14 protein-coding genes are annotated in these 17,434 nt (G+C 38.4%); 2 read left to right on the forward strand and 12 right to left on the reverse strand.

Annotation, left to right across the window (positions count from 1 at the left end; all coding sequences use genetic code 11):
* Positions 1–4: 4 nt before the first annotated feature.
* The 5 genes from VCHENC03_RS01145 to wecB are packed head-to-tail and all read right to left on the reverse strand — an operon-like array spanning position 5 to position 5,776.
* Positions 5–991 (reverse strand): hypothetical protein, encoded by a 987-nt coding sequence (locus tag VCHENC03_RS01145; RefSeq protein WP_009707894.1) that lies wholly within the window; start codon positions 989–991, stop codon positions 5–7.
* 4 nt (positions 992–995) lie between these two features.
* Positions 996–2,135 (reverse strand): polysaccharide pyruvyl transferase family protein, encoded by a 1,140-nt coding sequence (locus VCHENC03_RS01140; RefSeq protein ID WP_009707895.1) that lies wholly within the window; start codon positions 2,133–2,135, stop codon positions 996–998.
* Positions 2,132–3,370 carry an oligosaccharide flippase family protein gene (locus VCHENC03_RS01135; protein WP_009707896.1) on the reverse strand — a complete coding sequence of 413 codons (1,239 nt, stop codon included), beginning with the start codon at positions 3,368–3,370 and terminating at the stop codon, positions 2,132–2,134. Before VCHENC03_RS01135 ends, VCHENC03_RS01140 begins: the two co-directional genes overlap by 4 nt.
* Complete coding sequence (gene wecC / locus VCHENC03_RS01130; RefSeq protein WP_009707897.1) at positions 3,367–4,632, reverse strand: UDP-N-acetyl-D-mannosamine dehydrogenase; 1,266 nt, start codon at positions 4,630–4,632, stop codon at positions 3,367–3,369. The genes VCHENC03_RS01135 and wecC overlap by 4 nt, the downstream gene beginning before the upstream one ends.
* Positions 4,633–4,651: 19 nt before the next feature.
* Positions 4,652–5,776 carry a non-hydrolyzing UDP-N-acetylglucosamine 2-epimerase gene (gene wecB / locus VCHENC03_RS01125; protein ID WP_009707898.1) on the reverse strand — a complete coding sequence of 375 codons (1,125 nt, stop codon included), beginning with the start codon at positions 5,774–5,776 and terminating at the stop codon, positions 4,652–4,654.
* 927 nt (positions 5,777–6,703) lie between these two features.
* Here wecB and VCHENC03_RS01120 point away from each other — a divergent pair.
* On the forward strand, positions 6,704–8,029 hold the full coding sequence (locus VCHENC03_RS01120) for an MBL fold metallo-hydrolase RNA specificity domain-containing protein (protein ID WP_009707899.1): 1,326 nt from the start codon (positions 6,704–6,706) through the stop codon (positions 8,027–8,029).
* Between the two features lie 150 nt (positions 8,030–8,179).
* Complete coding sequence (wecA, locus tag VCHENC03_RS0126310; RefSeq protein WP_032803133.1) at positions 8,180–9,256, forward strand: UDP-N-acetylglucosamine--undecaprenyl-phosphate N-acetylglucosaminephosphotransferase; 1,077 nt, start codon at positions 8,180–8,182, stop codon at positions 9,254–9,256.
* A gap of 94 nt (positions 9,257–9,350) precedes the next feature.
* On the opposite strand, the gene VCHENC03_RS01115 is transcribed toward wecA, so the two are convergent.
* From VCHENC03_RS01115 to VCHENC03_RS01090, 7 genes are all read right to left on the reverse strand, one after another.
* Positions 9,351–10,064 (reverse strand): WecB/TagA/CpsF family glycosyltransferase, encoded by a 714-nt coding sequence (locus VCHENC03_RS01115; protein ID WP_009707901.1) that lies wholly within the window; start codon positions 10,062–10,064, stop codon positions 9,351–9,353.
* Positions 10,057–10,602: an acyltransferase gene (locus VCHENC03_RS0126315; RefSeq protein ID WP_032803134.1), complete on the reverse strand. Its 546-nt coding sequence runs from the start codon at positions 10,600–10,602 to the stop codon at positions 10,057–10,059. Before VCHENC03_RS0126315 ends, VCHENC03_RS01115 begins: the two co-directional genes overlap by 8 nt.
* Positions 10,603–10,617: 15 nt before the next feature.
* Positions 10,618–11,880, reverse strand: coding sequence for a hypothetical protein (locus VCHENC03_RS01110; RefSeq protein ID WP_009707903.1), 1,263 nt, complete (start codon positions 11,878–11,880; stop codon positions 10,618–10,620).
* Positions 11,873–12,688, reverse strand: a complete 816-nt coding sequence (locus VCHENC03_RS28080) for a hypothetical protein (RefSeq protein WP_223975847.1) — start codon at positions 12,686–12,688, stop codon at positions 11,873–11,875. Before VCHENC03_RS28080 ends, VCHENC03_RS01110 begins: the two co-directional genes overlap by 8 nt.
* 498 nt (positions 12,689–13,186) lie before the next feature.
* Entirely contained in the window at positions 13,187–14,281 is a 1,095-nt protein-coding gene (gene alr / locus VCHENC03_RS01100) for an alanine racemase (RefSeq protein WP_009707905.1), read from the reverse strand.
* 19 nt (positions 14,282–14,300) lie between these two features.
* Positions 14,301–15,659 (reverse strand): lipopolysaccharide biosynthesis protein, encoded by a 1,359-nt coding sequence (locus tag VCHENC03_RS01095; protein ID WP_009707906.1) that lies wholly within the window; start codon positions 15,657–15,659, stop codon positions 14,301–14,303.
* Positions 15,660–15,662: 3 nt separating this feature from the next.
* Positions 15,663–17,336 carry an asparagine synthase-related protein gene (locus VCHENC03_RS01090; RefSeq protein ID WP_009707907.1) on the reverse strand — a complete coding sequence of 558 codons (1,674 nt, stop codon included), beginning with the start codon at positions 17,334–17,336 and terminating at the stop codon, positions 15,663–15,665.
* Between the last annotated feature and the right edge of the window lie 98 nt (positions 17,337–17,434).

Genomic DNA, 17,434 nt, shown 5'->3' on the forward strand with positions numbered 1-17,434 from the left:
TCACCTAAGATGCGAAATAAAACGCATCTCCATACTTTATCGCTGTTAATATAAAGTTATAAGATGCATAGGAAAAATAAGTAACAAGTATAAGCAAGTAAATATTAATGCCTTTCTTATATTGCATTGAGAAATACAAAAACAAAAAGAAGGCAAGCATGTTAACGCGACTCCCACCTAACAAGTAGACACAAATCGCCATCCACAAGAAGGCGAAAATAACAAAGACAAGCTCTTTCTTTGACCTCAGCGTAGATAGACAAGCTAAGGTCATAAACAAAATAACCTTAATTACATCAATGTAGCTTCCACCTAGTTTTGAGTATGATATAAATTTTGCCACTAAGTGTTGTGATATAATTCCAAGCACACCAATTACACAGATAGCCATGAAAAAGCTTAATAATGGCCTTTTCATTAGTAATGGGAAAAACTTTCTCAAAATAAAAGGAACTAATAGGATCGCAATACTTATATGGGTTAGCACTGATAAAAAAATGAAAAAAAGTGAGTAAAGACCTTTTCCCTTACTCTGAAAATAAAGACCAAAGAATAAAAATATAAACGAAAACTTCAGTCTTTCAGCTGGAATATAAAGTACAAAGAAATAGAAATTTGTTACTAACAGAAGAGTTATAACAAATGCACTTGCTCCAAGGCTCCTAAAGTAAAGAAAAGCCGAAACAACAAGCGCTAAGTTCGACAGTAAGACAAAAACCTCTCTATCTAACATTCCCGCCAAAAAATATACAATTAAAAAGTGCGGTAATTCACGAGAACTAATGTTTCTAACATACTCAAAGTATGCGAGATTTAGATCCAGTCTCCATAAGCTTTCATAGATATGGACATAGTGAAGAATATCACCTTCGATATAATACCCACCAACATATATACTAAAAGCAAATACGAAAACTATGGCTACAATTAGCAAAAAGAGACTATGAATTTCATTTTCTTGATTTTTAGCGACATGAACCGAACTACACAAAATACTACCTCATTCTGTCAAGGCATTTTTTCAGATTTCGTTCCGACATTGAATGAGTAGTTTTATTTTCAACGCCTGAACCTAACCATATCTCAAGCCTAGTTAAAAATTCAGCCTCATCTAAAAAATCGTTTGAGGACAACGTATGCGTTTCAGAACCAATAGCAGCCCAAACTTCCTCGATCTTCTTATCCCATACAATATTCAGAGTAGGTTTATTTAGCGCATGTGCTATTATCGCACCATGCATCCTAAATGACAGAACGTGCGAAAAACCTCCAATCAAATCTATAAGTTCAGAAGGTGTCTTAGGCCTAGCTGCAAATTCAAAACCAAGCTTCTCTCCATAAGTTTTGTAAAACTCGTAGGCATAATCAAAATCTAATTTATCACCATTTGTGAAAACACAGCATTGAATACCTTTCAAATTTAGGTGCTCAATTGTAGTTGCAAGTATTTTGTCTAACCCACCTTTACCCAATTTAGAAAAGTTTTCGTCATGCATGCCTAAAGAAAGTATATCTTGATAGCAAATTCCAACTTTCTTTTCGTCGCTAGTTTTTGTATTTCTAACTAGCCCATAAACCGGGTCTGGTACTACATTAACATTGTCAGCATTAAACAATGTGATTAGTCTATCTTTAGAGTTTTCACCTCGCACTGACACATAGGATGCACCGCTAATTAATTCTGTATACTTTACTATTCCGGACTTAGTGAATTTTGTTCCTACTCCACATCCATAAATTGAATATGGCTTATTGTATTTTTTGCATATCTTCGCGATATCCAATAATCGCGTTGGCAATGTCTCAGTAAAATTGGTAATTAATTGGCCACCACCTATTATTACTGCATCTGAGCTTTTGATAATATTTTCAGCATAATTATTATATGCTCTTCGCTTTACATTAGATGTGAACAAAGTGGCCAATCTATAAGTTAGCGGACTAAAGTTCATAATCTTTGTTTTAAAACTTTTCTTGCTATATTTTTCTTCAGACAACGAGAACTCTCGCAAGCCCGCCGTATCTAGGGGCACAACCGTCACTCCTGACTTCTCAAGAAGCTCTTTTAGTGACTGGTAGATCACACCGTCGCCTAGGTTTTTACTATAAATCATCCCAACCACTGCAACTTTCAAACCTTTCTCCATTTTATTATAATTAAAACACTCAAAGTAATCTTCCATATCATCATTGATATAACTGTTGATACAGACGCACCTACCGCTCCATGTTGGGGAACCAATATTCCATTTAAAGTTATATTTATAGCAATTGAAAAAACACTTAAAACTAATGATAACTTCTCAAGACCAAGCATATTGGCAACGCCTAATACTGGACCAAAAATAGAGTACATCACTGCGCCAACACACAAAATAACTAGCACATCCCCTATACCAGAATAAGCCTCTCCCAATAAGTACATTATCGCTTCCTGATAAAAAGTTAGTACTCCGATTAAAAGAGAAAGCGAAAGAATAAATCCAATCAGACAACTTTGTAGAAATAGTTTCTTTGATATATTCTTATTCCCTTTTTCAATCTCACCTAATATTTTTGGTGCAACAAAGATAGATAGAGAGACGACAGGAATAAATAAAAATGAAGCAAATTGGTTAGCGACCTTATATATACCAACACTAGATTCAGTCGAGAGCATTGCTAAAGAATAGATATCGACCTGACTATTTATTAGTTGTAAACCAGTTAATGCCGACATATACAAAGAAGAAGTAATAAACCCTCTGGACTTGATGGCCATCTTCAAACCAACACACCATTTAATTGTTATTGGTCGTCGTATGAAGTATATACCTAATGAAATTAATAAAAAAGATAGAGCATTTATAAGTAGCAAAAAATATCCCGTATCAATATTGGCTATAAAAAGAAAGACCAATATAAAAACAGGTGAGAGCAACATTTCTGGAATCTGTGAAAGCCTATATCTCTCATTTATAATATTGTATGTACGAAAGATAGAAACGTATCCAGCTCCTATCGAAAAGAGTACTGAAGACACAATAACTATAAATGGATCTCCTTCAACTACTTTTAGATAGTAAAGTATAGAGAACAAAACACCTGTAGAAATAATGAATATAAAGAAGTAGAAAACCTGTATGCTATCTATCTTTTTTCTTATTTCTGGACTAGGTCCTTTTTTATACTCTCTTATAGTTAGATTTGATGCTCCATTTTTTAAAGGAATAGAAAGCAAAGTAATTATTGACAATACTAATGCATATTTCCCATATTCCTCTGGCCCTAGGTATTTAGCTGATAGCACTACAATACCAAGGACTAGTATGGCATTAATTAGTTTTAATGAAATAAGAGCTAATGAATTCTTTAGAATAAGGCTTCTCACCAGATGCCCTTCGTATCAATCACTCTACCAGTTGTAATACGGTGTATCTTAAATTCTTTATGGTCAACCAAAAGTACTTGTACATCAGATTCTTTTGCTGCGATATCAAATTCTACAAGTTCAACATGTTTTAGTTTTTCAGGAATAGATTCGATATTAGGCTCCACTGCAATCACGCGGCCAGCATGCATCTGTGCAATCTGTTGTGTAATAGCCATCGCCGGGCTTTCACGTAAGTCATCAATATCCGGTTTAAATGCCAGACCGTAACAAGCGACTGTCACTTCTCTTGCTGTTTTATCTGGGTTCGCTTGTAGGAAGTCCGCAATAGCCAGTTTCACTTTGTTGATTACCCACTCCGGCTTGCCATCATTCACTTTACGCGCAGTGTGGATGATTTGTGCCTCTTCTGGTGTTTTCGATACGATAAACCAAGGGTCAACTGCGATACAGTGTCCGCCTACACCTGGGCCCGGTTGAAGGATGTTTACACGTGGATGACGGTTCGCGAGTGCAATCAATTCCCAGACATTGATGTCTAACTTGTCACAGATGATGGATAGCTCGTTAGCAAAGGCAATTTGTACATCGCGAGAGCTGTTTTCGGTTAGCTTCGCCATTTCTGCCGTGCGAGCATTGGTCACCACACACTCACCTAAAACAAAGGTCTTGTACAATTCAACAGAGCGTTCTGAACAACGAGCCGACATACCGCCAATAACGCGGTCGTTTTCTACTAGTTCACGAACAACATGCCCTGGTAGTACGCGCTCTGGGCAGTGAGCAACGTTAACATCCGCGTTATCACCATGTGTTTGCGGGAAAGTAAGATCCGAACGAGCTTCTGCAAGCCAAGCCGCCATTTGCTCTGTCGCACCGACAGGAGAAGTGGATTCTAGAATCACCAAGTCGCCTTTTTTTAGCACAGGAGCAATCGCTTTGCTTGCTGCTTCTATATAAGACAGATCTGGTGCTGGTACTTCGCCCTCTTCACAAGGTAAGAACGGGGTTGGTACGGCAATCAAAAACGCATCCGCTGGTTCTGGGGTTGTGCTAGCTTTTAAGTAACCTTCTGATACAGCAGCACTCACGATCATATCCAGATCAGGTTCTACAATGTGGATTTTACCTTGGTTAATGGTATCCACTGCGTGCTGGTTAACATCAATACCAATCACTTTTTTCTTACGTGATGCAAACATCGCGGCAGTAGGTAAACCAATGTAACCTAGGCCAATAACTGAGATTGTTTCAAAAGACATTTTCATTTCCTGAGGTTTTTTATTTTGCTAATTCGTCTAAAATTCTTTGGCATGCTAGGCCGTCACCGTAAGGGTTGTGTGCGAAGCTCATTGCTTTATAAGCCTCTTCATCTTTTAACAACACTTCTAAGCCTGTGACGATCTTGTCGACATCTGTCCCCACTAGTTTCACGGTGCCTGCTGCAACGGCTTCTGGCCTTTCTGTGGTATCACGCATCACCAATACTGGCTTACCTAATGAAGGCGCCTCTTCTTGAATGCCGCCGGAATCGGTAAGGATGATGTGCGCACGGCTCATCAAGTAAATAAAAGGAAGGTATTGCTGAGGCTCGATAAGGTGCACGTTATCCACGTTGGATAGAATGCGATTTACTGGCTCTCTTACGTTTGGGTTCAAGTGAACTGGGTATAGGATTTGCGCATCAGGGTTCTCTTTTGCTGTGCGTGCTAGCGCTTCACAAATACGCTCGAACCCACCTCCAAAGCTTTCACGGCGATGCCCGGTGACCAAAATCAACTTTTTGTCTTCTTTTAGCATTGGGAACTGCGCTGCGAGCTGCTCGTTCAATGCTGCATCATTGTCGATCTTGTCTTTCACCATAAGTAACGCATCAATCACTGTGTTGCCGGTGATAGAAATATCCGCTGGATTGGTGTTTTCTTTTAGTAGGTTATTTTGAGAGGTTTCGGTTGGCGCGAAATGGTATTTGGTTAGCGCACCAGTTAGCTTGCGGTTCGCCTCTTCTGGCCAAGGCGAATAGATGTTGCCTGTGCGTAATCCGGCCTCTACATGGCCAACTTCAATTTGCTCGTAATAGGCTGCAAGGCTCGCGGCAAAAGTAGTGGCTGTATCACCATGAACAAGCACCACATCAGGCTTAAAGTCTTGCAGTACAGGTTTGAGCTCTAGCAAGATACGTGCAGTCACATCATTGAGGGATTGCCCAGCCTTCATTAAGTTCAAATCATAATCTGGTTTGATCTCAAACAGTTCAAGGACTTGATCAAGCATTTCACGGTGTTGCGCAGTCACACAGCACTTTGCTTCGAATCGTTCATCGTTTGCAAGCGCATGGACAAGAGGTGCCATTTTGATGGCTTCTGGACGAGTACCGAATACGGTAAGAATTTTCTTTTTTGACATGTAAATTAGCCTAGCCAATGAATAGACGCTGAAAGTGAATATCCAAATTTTGGATGTACGAAGCTACTTCGAAATAACAAAGTAAAATTTGAATTAGTAATAAGCTGCGAACGCAGGGCAACACCACGACACGTACGGGTGTTAGCTACGCTCGAGAATCAATACTGGAAAGGTAGGCTTGTGCATAACTAAATCGCGAATGATCTAGTTATGAGAAATGAAAGGTATATTTATAGAAAGGGAAACCTTATGCCTAGCCAATGTATCACTCAAAACTGGGTATCAGCTTTAATTTTGCCCCTCTGACGTAATGGGGCTTTACTTAAATGTTTGTTTAAGCGCTCCTTTTGATAAGAAGCAACTTGCCAGATGCGCAACTATGTGCTTAATTATATTTATATGTTACGGCATTCCTTGATGATGTTCGTCATCATGTGCGCGTGATTTCTAATTTGAGTACGCTACCGCCCCTAGGTCTGGCTCCTAAAGGCAATGTAATCCGCTTTTTTAATATGTCGTACTCTAGGCATGGAATTGTATAGCAAACAGGTTGCAACTAAAAGCCATAAGCTTACGAAAAACTGACTTTTTCATGACATTTTTTTGGCAGTTATTTTATAAATACAAGGCAGTTTTCAAGCGACTACTACAAATCAACACCTTATAGAACTCCCTTTATAATAACTTCTTATGCAGCAACACGAATCATAAAGTGCATAAAACTGCATAACTTAGAGAGAGTTCACACTCTGCAGCAATCAATTACTGCCAAATTTATGACTCTCGTTTATGTGTGTATAATTTTGTCTATTTTTGCCACTTACCTTCTCCTTTTCGATGAGATTATCAATTAAGTTAAAACTGACGAAAAATGGCTTATCTTTTAACAAATCAGTTCTAGGTAAATCGCGAAAAGGAAAAAGGCTTATGCAGGTTGTGCACCATGGAGGAAAGCACTCAGTAACAGGCTCTTGTCACGAGCTCAAGTTACCTAAAGGCAGCATTTTGATCGATTGTGGGCTTTTTCAGGGACGGGACGCATTGAAGAATGGCAAACACCGCTCATTAGAAATTGAGTTTTCTGTCCGCAGAATAAAAGCTTTGGTGCTGACTCATGCGCATATCGATCATATTGGTCGCTTACCTTGGCTATTAGCTGCAGGCTATAAAGGTAAAATCTACTGCGCTCGTGCGACGGCAGAACTGGTGCCGCTTATGCTGGAAGATGGGTTGAAGCTTCAACTAGGATTAAAGAAAGCACAAAGAGAACAAGTCCTGAATGTCATTAAAAAGCGATTGGTACCTTGTGATTACCAGACATGGCTTCCGCTTAAAGAGTTGGCTTATCTTCGCTTTCAGCCGGCGGGGCACATTCTTGGTTCTGCTTATGTGGAGTTTAAACTTCCTAATAATGAGTTGGTGGTCTTTTCTGGTGACTTGGGGCCAAGTAACACACCGCTTCTTCCAGACCCAATCTCCCCTACTCGTGCGGATTATCTGTTTATCGAATCCACTTACGGTAACAAACAGCATGAGAGTGTCGAGAATCGAAGCCAAAGGTTACTCGCAATTATTCGTCATGCGCTTGAAGATGGTGGTGTGATAGTTATTCCGGCATTTAGCGTAGGCAGAACGCAGGAATTGCTGTTTGATATTGAACAGCTTATTCATCAACATGATTTACACAATTCTCTTCCTATCATTCTAGACTCTCCTTTAGCGAAAAAGGTCACCAAGACTTACCGCCGATTTAAGAAGCTATGGGGAAAAGAAGCAAAGCAGCGCTTGGGGAATCATCGTCATCCTCTGGCGTTTGAACAATGTATTACTATTGAGAATCATGCGGAACATTTGCGCTTGGTAAATCGTCTCGCTAGCACGGCAGAGCCCGCTATTGTGGTCGCGGCTTCTGGCATGTGTGAAGGCGGCCGTGTGGTCAATTACCTCAAAGCCTTGTTACCGGATAAGCGTAATGATGTGTTGTTCGCAGGCTACCAAGCAGAAGGAACGTTAGGTAGGGATATACAAGGTGGTGCTGAAGAAGTGGAGATTGATGATGAGAGAATTCATGTGCAAGCTAAGATACATACGATGTCTGGTTATTCTGCACATGCAGATAAAGCTGAGCTGATTCGTTTTGTGGAAGGGATAAGCCCTCCTCCTAAAGAGATCCATTTGATTCATGGCGAGAGGACGGCAAAAGAAGCGCTATATCAACACTTTCTCGAGAAAAATCTGAAAACCGTGCTTTAATTACATTATGAATAAAACCTTGCTTCAATATTATTAGCAATATTTAGTCTCGCTCTCTCTCACAATGTTACTCAATTTCCCCTTGTGATAGTCGATCTGTCGGTTAGAATAGGTCGCGAATAACTAAAACTACGTGTTGGCAAGATATATATGCTCCTAGAACTCATATTCATATTTTTCTCTTCAGTTGCAACTCTCTTTATTATGCGCAAAGCCGCTAAGAGCATTGGATTAGTAGATAAGCCCAATGAGCGCAAGCTTCACGAAGGCGTCGTTCCTTTAGTGGGGGGGATCTCTATATGTCTTGTCTTGACGCAATTTTTAACGTTCAAACCCGATGTCATTGAACATAGTTGGCTATACGTTAGCTCTATCTGTTTACTTACGTTTATTGGAGCATTAGACGATAAGTTTGATCTGAGTGTAAAAGTTCGCATAACTATCCAAGCAGTATTATCTCTTGTGATGATGAAGGTTGCTGGCATTGAGCTGCATAGCTTAGGTAATATGTTTGGTTTTGGTGAGATAAGCCTTGGCTGGGTAGGTACTGTTATCACTACTTTTGCAGTTATTGGTGCAATTAATGCGTTCAATATGGTGGATGGCATTGATGGCCTACTAGGAGGCCTTTCTATTGTGACTTTTGGCGCACTTGCTTTCTTACTGCAAGTCGATAGCCAACACGGCCTTGCTTACCTTTGCGTGGTGATTATCGTCGCGATGCTTCCCTATATATTTATGAACCTAGGAATGTTAGGGCGAGAAAGAAAAATTTTTATGGGTGATGCCGGTAGCATGATGATTGGTTTTACAGTCATTTGGCTATTGCTCGGTGTCAGCCAAGCAGAAAGCAAACCTTTGATGCGTCCAGTAACCGCTTTATGGCTGATCGCGGTGCCTCTTATGGACATGGCGGCCATTATGATTCGCCGAGTACGTCGTGGTGACTCTCCATTCAAGCCGGACCGTGAACACTTGCATCACATCTTCCAACGTTTAGGGCTTAGCTCAAAACAAACGCTTGTCGCCATATGTTTCATTGCATCGGCATACGCGGCATTTGGTATTTATGGAGAGATGACAGGCCTTTCTGAAGCGATTATGTTCTATACCTTCATCGCCTGTTTTGTGGCTTACTGCTTTATTCTGTCTTACGTTTGGCGTATCACCAGTTATGTGCGTAGTAAGCTGGGAAAGCCTGAAACGGTTACGATTTCCAATAGTTAACTTGAATAGCTCTCTTATCGTAATCTGACTTGAACTCAAACAAAAATGCCCACGACATCGTGGGCATTTTTCTATCTAATATAAAAGAACAAGATTAAACTTTCTTTGTCACGACCAAAGACAGGTATTTTACGAGCTTAAGTTGACGAGTAATTCTTGTCGGCTGACACGCTAATCGGTAGAACCACTCCAAGTTATACTTTTGCGCCCATTGTGGTGCACGTTTAACACGATCCGTAAATACATCGTAGGTACCGCCAACCCCCATGTAAAAGGCCTCTGGATAAACTTCACGACATTTGTTAATAAAGTTCTCTTGCCTAGGAGAGCCAAGAGCAACAGTTACGACTTTAGCCTGACTTTGCTTGATACGCTCTATCAACTCAGCTTCATCTTTAAAGTAACCGTCACAAGAGTCCACAACATTAACGTTTAGCTCTTGCTTGAGCTTATCGACAGTCTGTTGGTTCACTTCTGGTTTCGCACCCACAATAAATACAGGCACGCTGAGTGGTGCAGAGCCTTTCATTAGCTCCAACCATAAGTCACATCCAGGGATTCTCGCGCTCGGACAGCCACGTTTTGACATGACTAGAGACACCCCTGCACCATCTGGATATCGAATAGTTGCAGACTCTAGGATGTTTTTTACTTCTGCTTTTTCGTAACTAGATACAATCTTTTCCGCATTCACTGCGACGGCAAAGCCACTAACAACATTTCCATTGTGTAAGATAGAATCAACAGCGTGCTCCATGCTGTCGTATGCTGAAATCTCTAGCCCACCAATTGTGCATGTTTTATTCATTTTCGTACTTCTTTTCTGTTTCTTGGGCGTTTCTATATTTGATTACTTTTGCGGGCACACCACCAACGATGGCATAACTTGGTACGTCTTTTGTAACTAAAGAACATGCGCCAACAATTGCGCCTTTCCCAATAGTAACACCATGCTTTATCACTACATTACGGCCAATCCAAACATCATCTTCAATGACCGGCGGTAGACCGAAGATATCGTCTTGATCGACCATTGGAATATCGAGTCTTTCGTAGCTATGAGTACTAGAGAGAATTGCCACATTAGGTGCAATCATAACGTTGTTGCCGATTGTGGCACTTTGAATAAACACGTTCTCGTTGATACGTACATTCTGGCCAATCTTCAACCCAGAGGCATCAGAAATGTAAATCCGATTTTCTAATCGGTTTTTTTGATGTGCCGTTACAACTTTTAATACTCGACTCAAGTACCAGCAACGAAGTTTACTAAACAGTGGCAAGTACCTTGAGTTAGGTAAGTTATAGAAAAATAGGTAGTAAATTACGAGTTTTAACTTTTTCATAGAGATACTTTCGCGCTAGATATCCATAATTTGAGATGCGTTGGTAATGAAGATTATGTTCTCATCTTCACCACCTTCCTTCATTAAGTTATGTTCTATGATATCTAAAACATACGTTTTACCAAGAAGTTCGATAGCTTCAAAGTGGCATGAAGAGAATATTGAGAAGTGTGCCCTAGATGCGCCAATCAAAGTTAATGTGTCTTGATGGGTCTCCCTATCAATCACAATAAATCTGTCGTTATTTATCTTAAGAGAAAGCTGTTCATGATTTTGATGCTCTCTGGGATGAGGTCGATATACAACAGTATAATCGGGATACTTCGCGATGAGGTCGATGATAAATGTTGACACTTCAGAGTAGCAAAGTCCTTGGCCAGTAAAGAGGAAAAACTTTTCGCTCCCAACTTTGCTAAATACTTGTTTTTTAACATCGTGATGAACAGGAGATAACCCCCCCTCTACTTCTATTGCGTCTTCCTTAACAAAATTAGCCTCACGCATCTTCATTTGCCAAAAGCTAGAGTACAGCTTTAGGCGGTTCGGTAACATACTGCTGCGCCACAATTTATCACCTGTGTAATGGTAAGATGGGTGGTAGGGTGCTAACAAACCGTGTTGATACTCAAGAGTCTCAATACCTAAGCCATTCGCAGCACTAACAATTGCAGGCTTAGTGTACGCGGATACAACTTCAACTCGCACAACACCCAACCATTGAATCAACTTTTTGTACGCGGCTTTCTTACACTCATAATCAAGCAAGATACCTTGTATTTTCTCTTTAGAGACGTCGTACTCTTGGCTTAATAATTCAAAAAAACGCTCTGATAAGACAGGCGGTTGGGGAAACCAACCACCACGTTTAATAATTAAGCCTAATAGCTTCACTATGAGGTTTTCAAAAATCACGCCACGTTTAAAACACGCAGAAAGTTTGACGCCTTCGAAGTTAGAACAATGATAAAGCGTACACATCTTTTTTTGCTTTTCTTGCGAAACAAACTCATCGTGAAGTTGGCCTTTCTGTATCGACACCCGCGAAAATGCACCAAAATATGCAACTTCTTTTTTATTAAACTTAGTTCTAAGTATATTAAAAACACTTAATAACAAGGCAAAAAACAGTGGTAGGTATGACGTGGATTTATACTCCATGTCGTCTACATTCTTTGAAAGACGGACATGACGATACATCTGACACTTAATTAAAGGCCAAACTTCAGCCTCATTTGTAAGATTATTATTGATAATATATGTTTCTACTACCTTATGCATTACCCTGCTTCCGACCTTGAACAAAAATTGAATTGTTTGATGTCAATATTCCTAGTAAAAAGAAAAGCAACAACCCTATCATATTCCCCATAATTGGCACCATAAAACCTATACCCATGAGCATGATAAAACTATTAATTCGTATTAATTTTATATGAACAAATTGATCTACATAATGGTCTTTCTCTGCGACAAATGGTAAGAATATAAACCACATCACAAATATTATTCCAAGCCCGTACTCTGCTACAAGAGAAACAAAAAACAAGTCAAAGATAGGGCCTTCTATTTGACTACCATAGCCAATGATAGCTCTATCAACTTTAAAGAAACTATAAACATCCGTATACATTTTTGACATTACGGTTCCGTATGTTCCTGGTCCGGAGCCAAACGGAAAGTTATACTCAAATATCTCCATAGCGTAATAGAAGATTTTATAGCGTACATAATTCTCGTTAAAGTTAGCTTGTATAGACTCACCAAAAACTAACCACAGAGCAGACAATATAACAGGAGTAATGATGATAAGGGCAATAGTCCCAAGTAATCTTATTAAGCCTTTATTCCGATACATCACGGTTACACCATATGCGACCAGTAATATAAGCAGTTCCTTTCTAGAAAAGGTTAGAAACAAAAGAACGAAAGCAAGACCAAGCAAAGACCAGTAAACCTTCGGCTTATAGATGAAATATCGTTTTCTACTTTCGCAATACTTAAACGACAATAGAAGAATACTATATAACAAAAGAAAGCCAGAATATAAGACTCGAGAACCAAAGAAAGAGCCAGGAGATACTCCCATTATCCCTCTTCCATCCTTTGCTAAGGTATATAAAAAGTTTGGTGCTAAATAATCAAATATTACAAATAGAGATGACGCTAATAATATATACGTAAGAGCTTTAGTGAACTTTGCTAGTATTAATGGCCTATCTGAATTCAATGCATAGGCCATAACAAAAAACACAAAAACAAACTTCAAAGTTAAAAACGTTTGGAGGATGTTTATTACCGGTATACCGCTTCTAACTACCATGAACGCAGAATAAGAAAACAGTATAAAGGATAAGAAAAGAAACCTTCGTTTAACTGGCTTATAAAATATACATATAAGAAAAGCTGCAGTGCAAATCAATATGTAGATGTGATTAAAATATGCTAAGAAACCCAAGTTCACTAAATTCTGACGAGAAATAAAAAACAGAATTAATGTAGCCAACAATAAATTCAGGTAACCCTTTGAGGTAAATATCATATTGATACCAAGAATGACTTCAATTTACTCATGAGACAAAATACATTAGGCATCAATGTCACTGTGAGTGTTAGAATAGTAACGACGCACCCGTTTCGATACTCCTGTTAGTAGTTCATAAGGAATCAGGTTTGCGTATTTTGCTATGCGTTCGACTGGAAGCTCAGGCCCCCATAGCGTAACTTCATCACCAATTTTTACATCTGAGTGATTACCAATATCTACGCTGATCAAGTCCATTGATACACGGCCAACTAGCGGGAATTCAACACCATTTATAAGAACTGGCGTACCATTTTTTGCACTTCGTGGATAACCATCTGCATAGCCAATTCCAATTACAGCTAAGTTTGTATCTTCGTTTGATACCCAAGTCCCATCGTACCCGACAGGCTCTCTCTTTGGGTGCCGACGAACAGAAGTAACAAATGCCTTTAGAGATTGCGAAGGACTCAAGCCAAGTTCAGCTCCGACTTTATCGCTAAAAGGAGATATCCCGTATAAAGAAAGGCCAATTCGAGCATGGCTTTGACCTTTATAGTACCCTTTCAAAAGCGCAGCTGAATTTGTTATCGATGTATTTGCTTCACAACTAGCAACAGCCTTATCGAAGTTCTCCAACTGAATTAAACTTCGTTCACAATCGTTATCTGCCGAGGAATAGTGACTCAATACGCCATCTACGTTAACACTTTCCATTAACTCTAAAGTAGATAATACACGCATCAGTTCATCTTTATGTAACCCTAGTCGATGCATACCACTATCATATTTAACCCAACAACGAAGCTTATATCCGTTTGGAATAGTAGAAAGAAGTTTTAGTTGGCTTTCTGTGTGGACTACAACAATAAGGTTATATTTAATAGCAACCATTAAATCGTCATATGTATTCACTCCGGAGAAAACTAGAATATTCTTCTCTATACCAGATTCTTTTAAAGCAACACCTTCCGATAGACGAGCAACAGCGAAGGTATCTATTGAGTCTACAGCTTGACAAACCTCAAGAGCTCCATGTCCATAGGCATCGGCTTTAATTACACCGACAAGTTCACAATTTCCTCTTGCCGCAGAATTAAGTGTTGCTGCATTGTGCTTGATAGATTCTAAATCAATCAAAAGATAAGGTTCAGCCATATTATATTACCTTCATTTGTTATAAAAATACCACTTTTGAATTAAGGTATAACATGAATATTGAAACTAAAAATGCACCACAAACAAATATACAACTCTCTTTAAGAAGGTAGATTTTCTTTACTTTAAAGTTAACTAACAAAAACAATGTGAATGCTGCAAAAATACAACTTAGCATTGTAGATGCGGCAGCTCCCAAGATTCCATAATTAAGAGTCAACATATAGCTTAGTGGTATGTTTATCAATATCGCAAAGATAAAACCAAACATTTTGTACTTTGCTGTACTTTCTTCTAGTGAAAGAACGTTCGTGTAAAGAATATAAATAGTATTAAACAAGAAGCTCAGACTAAGAACAACAAAAACGTCATAACTAAACTGTATCTTATCACTATATATTAACTTAAATAAAAATGGCAGAACTATAATACAGACAATAAAGATAGAAAAATTAACAACCATTAAGTTGCGGGTGCTATTTTTCATCTTATCCAATGCCAAATATCCATGCTCAGAGTACACTTTTAACAGTTTTGGCATATATGCTTTATTCATTGCTAAAATGACAATCTGTATGGACCCTGCGAGTAAAAAAATAGAAGTATAGTTCGCAAGATCTTCTACTGGAAGCAAAGAAGTTATATAAGCCTTGTCAACCATAGAGTTGACTACGGAAAAAATACTCACAGGAAGTATTATTGCAGAGTATCTAATGATTCTTATGTAAATGCTTTTTTCAAAAACAAAAAGCTCTTTAAAGAAGTCGGATAAACTAAATTGCCTAGATACAACTAAAAGCACAAAGAACAAGTTCAGGCATAAGATAGCATTCAAATATGCATCTGAATTTCTAAAGAGATAAATACTTCCTAATCCAATAAAAAACTTCATTGAGAAATAAAATATGAACCAAACGAAGTACCTATTCTTATTGAAACTTAATCGACTTGATAATAAATAAAGGTTAACAAAATACTCAAAAAATACGATGAGAAACATTTTTGTCATTTGATGCTTCAATGAGACAAAATTGAATATGAGATGATCATCTATTAAGGAAAGCAATAATGTTAACAACGTAAAAATAACATATCCTGTTGCCGCAACATGAATGCTGTTAATGAACAGTCTCTCTTTATTCTCACCCAACTTATGATTATAAAAAATTGAATAGGCAGACTCACTTGATAAACTTACCATTGGAACAAGAGCCGTTAACAACGCTAAAAATAATGTTAACTTTCCGTATTCTTGAATATCAAGCAAGTGAGATGCTGAAGGCATCAATAGAAACTGCAAACTTTTCACTAGAATATCAGCCAGTAAGTAAATCACTACTGGCTTCAATAATAGTATTTTAATACTATTGATGTTCATAAATTATATCTTTGTTAGAATGTTTTGCATCTTTAAGATATTTTGTTGAAGAGCTGAATGGACTCTATGTTCACCATAATCAAAATTTACTCCTAAGGCTGTTAGAATTGGTTTCGCCTCGTGATCCACACGCAACTTTAGCTCCTTGAATTCTCGAGATTTAACCCAGTTTTCATAGTTCATAACACCATTGCCTCGAATCACAAAGTTCCCCATTGCTAGCAACTTTCTTGATAGAGATGTCAATGCGCTATTTTCACCTAAAAGGGTTGGCTTAAAGTCTTGTCCCTGTATAGCCGCTAACTCAGGTAAACGCTTTGCAATAAATTCTTGGAATAGTTGTCTGTTAAGAAGCTCATCTTCACTAAATTGTTGAACTGTATCCAAGAAGAATGGCGTATAGATGCTATATGACTCTTTCTGTCCTAAGAAACTCTCAAATGCACCTTTAGCGTTATTACGACCAACACCAAAAATAGCGTAGTTCATGAGTTTTTCAGATTTAGAAAGAGGACCTAAATCTGAATAAAACTGCTCGATATCTGCGATACATTCATCAACTTCTTCTTTAGTGAAGAAGCTTCCAAAGCCAGTCATGTTTAGCTGAGGCTTAAAACTTAATGAAGCCCCTGTTAGTGAACTGATCGCTTTCTTAACTTTTGCAGCTCTTGGTTTAGTTCCTAACAGCGATTGATACAGTAATGTATGGTCAACGAGAGGACTTTGCTTCATGGAGCTATACATTGGAGATGCGCCAATAACAAACCCACTAGCCCCTGTAATCAAAATATTCGATTTCAACTGACCAACATCGACGATTTTAAACATCTGTGAACCAACTTCAGGAGCCAGTCGCGTTTCCATCTGCAATTGTTCTTCAAAAGAAATTGAGTTGTACTGCAAAGTTCTACGCTCTATACCAAAATGACTCGCTATTTTGTTTGCACTATTAAAGTCATTTGATAAAAAGAGTTTCCTAGGCCTTTCGATACCAATAGTGAAACCCTCAATATTCATACCATTTTTGGTTGCGTAATAAGGAATAATTCTCGAGTCTAGACCGCCACTGACCCCTACAGCAAAACTTTCTTCTTGCGGATTCAGTTTCTTAATAGTTCCAAGTGCGTTAGTAAAAGTTTGATCAATAAGGTCAAGTTTATCATCGTAAGATAATTGATTCTCATTGTAGCTAAATTGCCAGTATCTTTTTATTGTAACGTTCAGATCATCGAGTTTAAATTTCAAGATTGACGCTGCTGGGACGCTTTTCACTTCTTTGAATAATGTTCTTCCATTCAATCCTGTAAAAAACACAAGTTGTTGTTTTATCGCCATTCTATCAACATCGTCGATACTAAGTGAAAGCGCTTCTTTTATTTCCCAAAAATCATCTGAAATCGTAAGCCCCTGAGAACCCATATGGTAGAAAATATTCTGCTTACCTGGGCGATCGGAAACTATCTTTACTTGCCCAGAAATCGGATCTAGGACGACCACTGTGAAATTACCAACTAACTTTCTCAAGTATTCCTGATTATCGTCTAGTATGGATTTAATGACTTCTGCTTCATTTTCCAAATATAAGCTACCAAACACATGGTAATAAAATACTTTGTTATTGAACTCAATATTGCTTTCAAGTCCAGTTTGAGATGTTTTCTTTATATTGATTAGCATTTAATTTTTCCAAGCCATCAACTTATATAAATTCAAGTTGATATTTTAACTCTGTTGTATTTGGTATGAAAGTTTATCAATTAAAAACGTAACTAAGT

The organism is Vibrio sp. HENC-03 (assembly GCF_000305755.2).
GTDB lineage: Bacteria > Pseudomonadota > Gammaproteobacteria > Enterobacterales > Vibrionaceae > Vibrio > Vibrio owensii.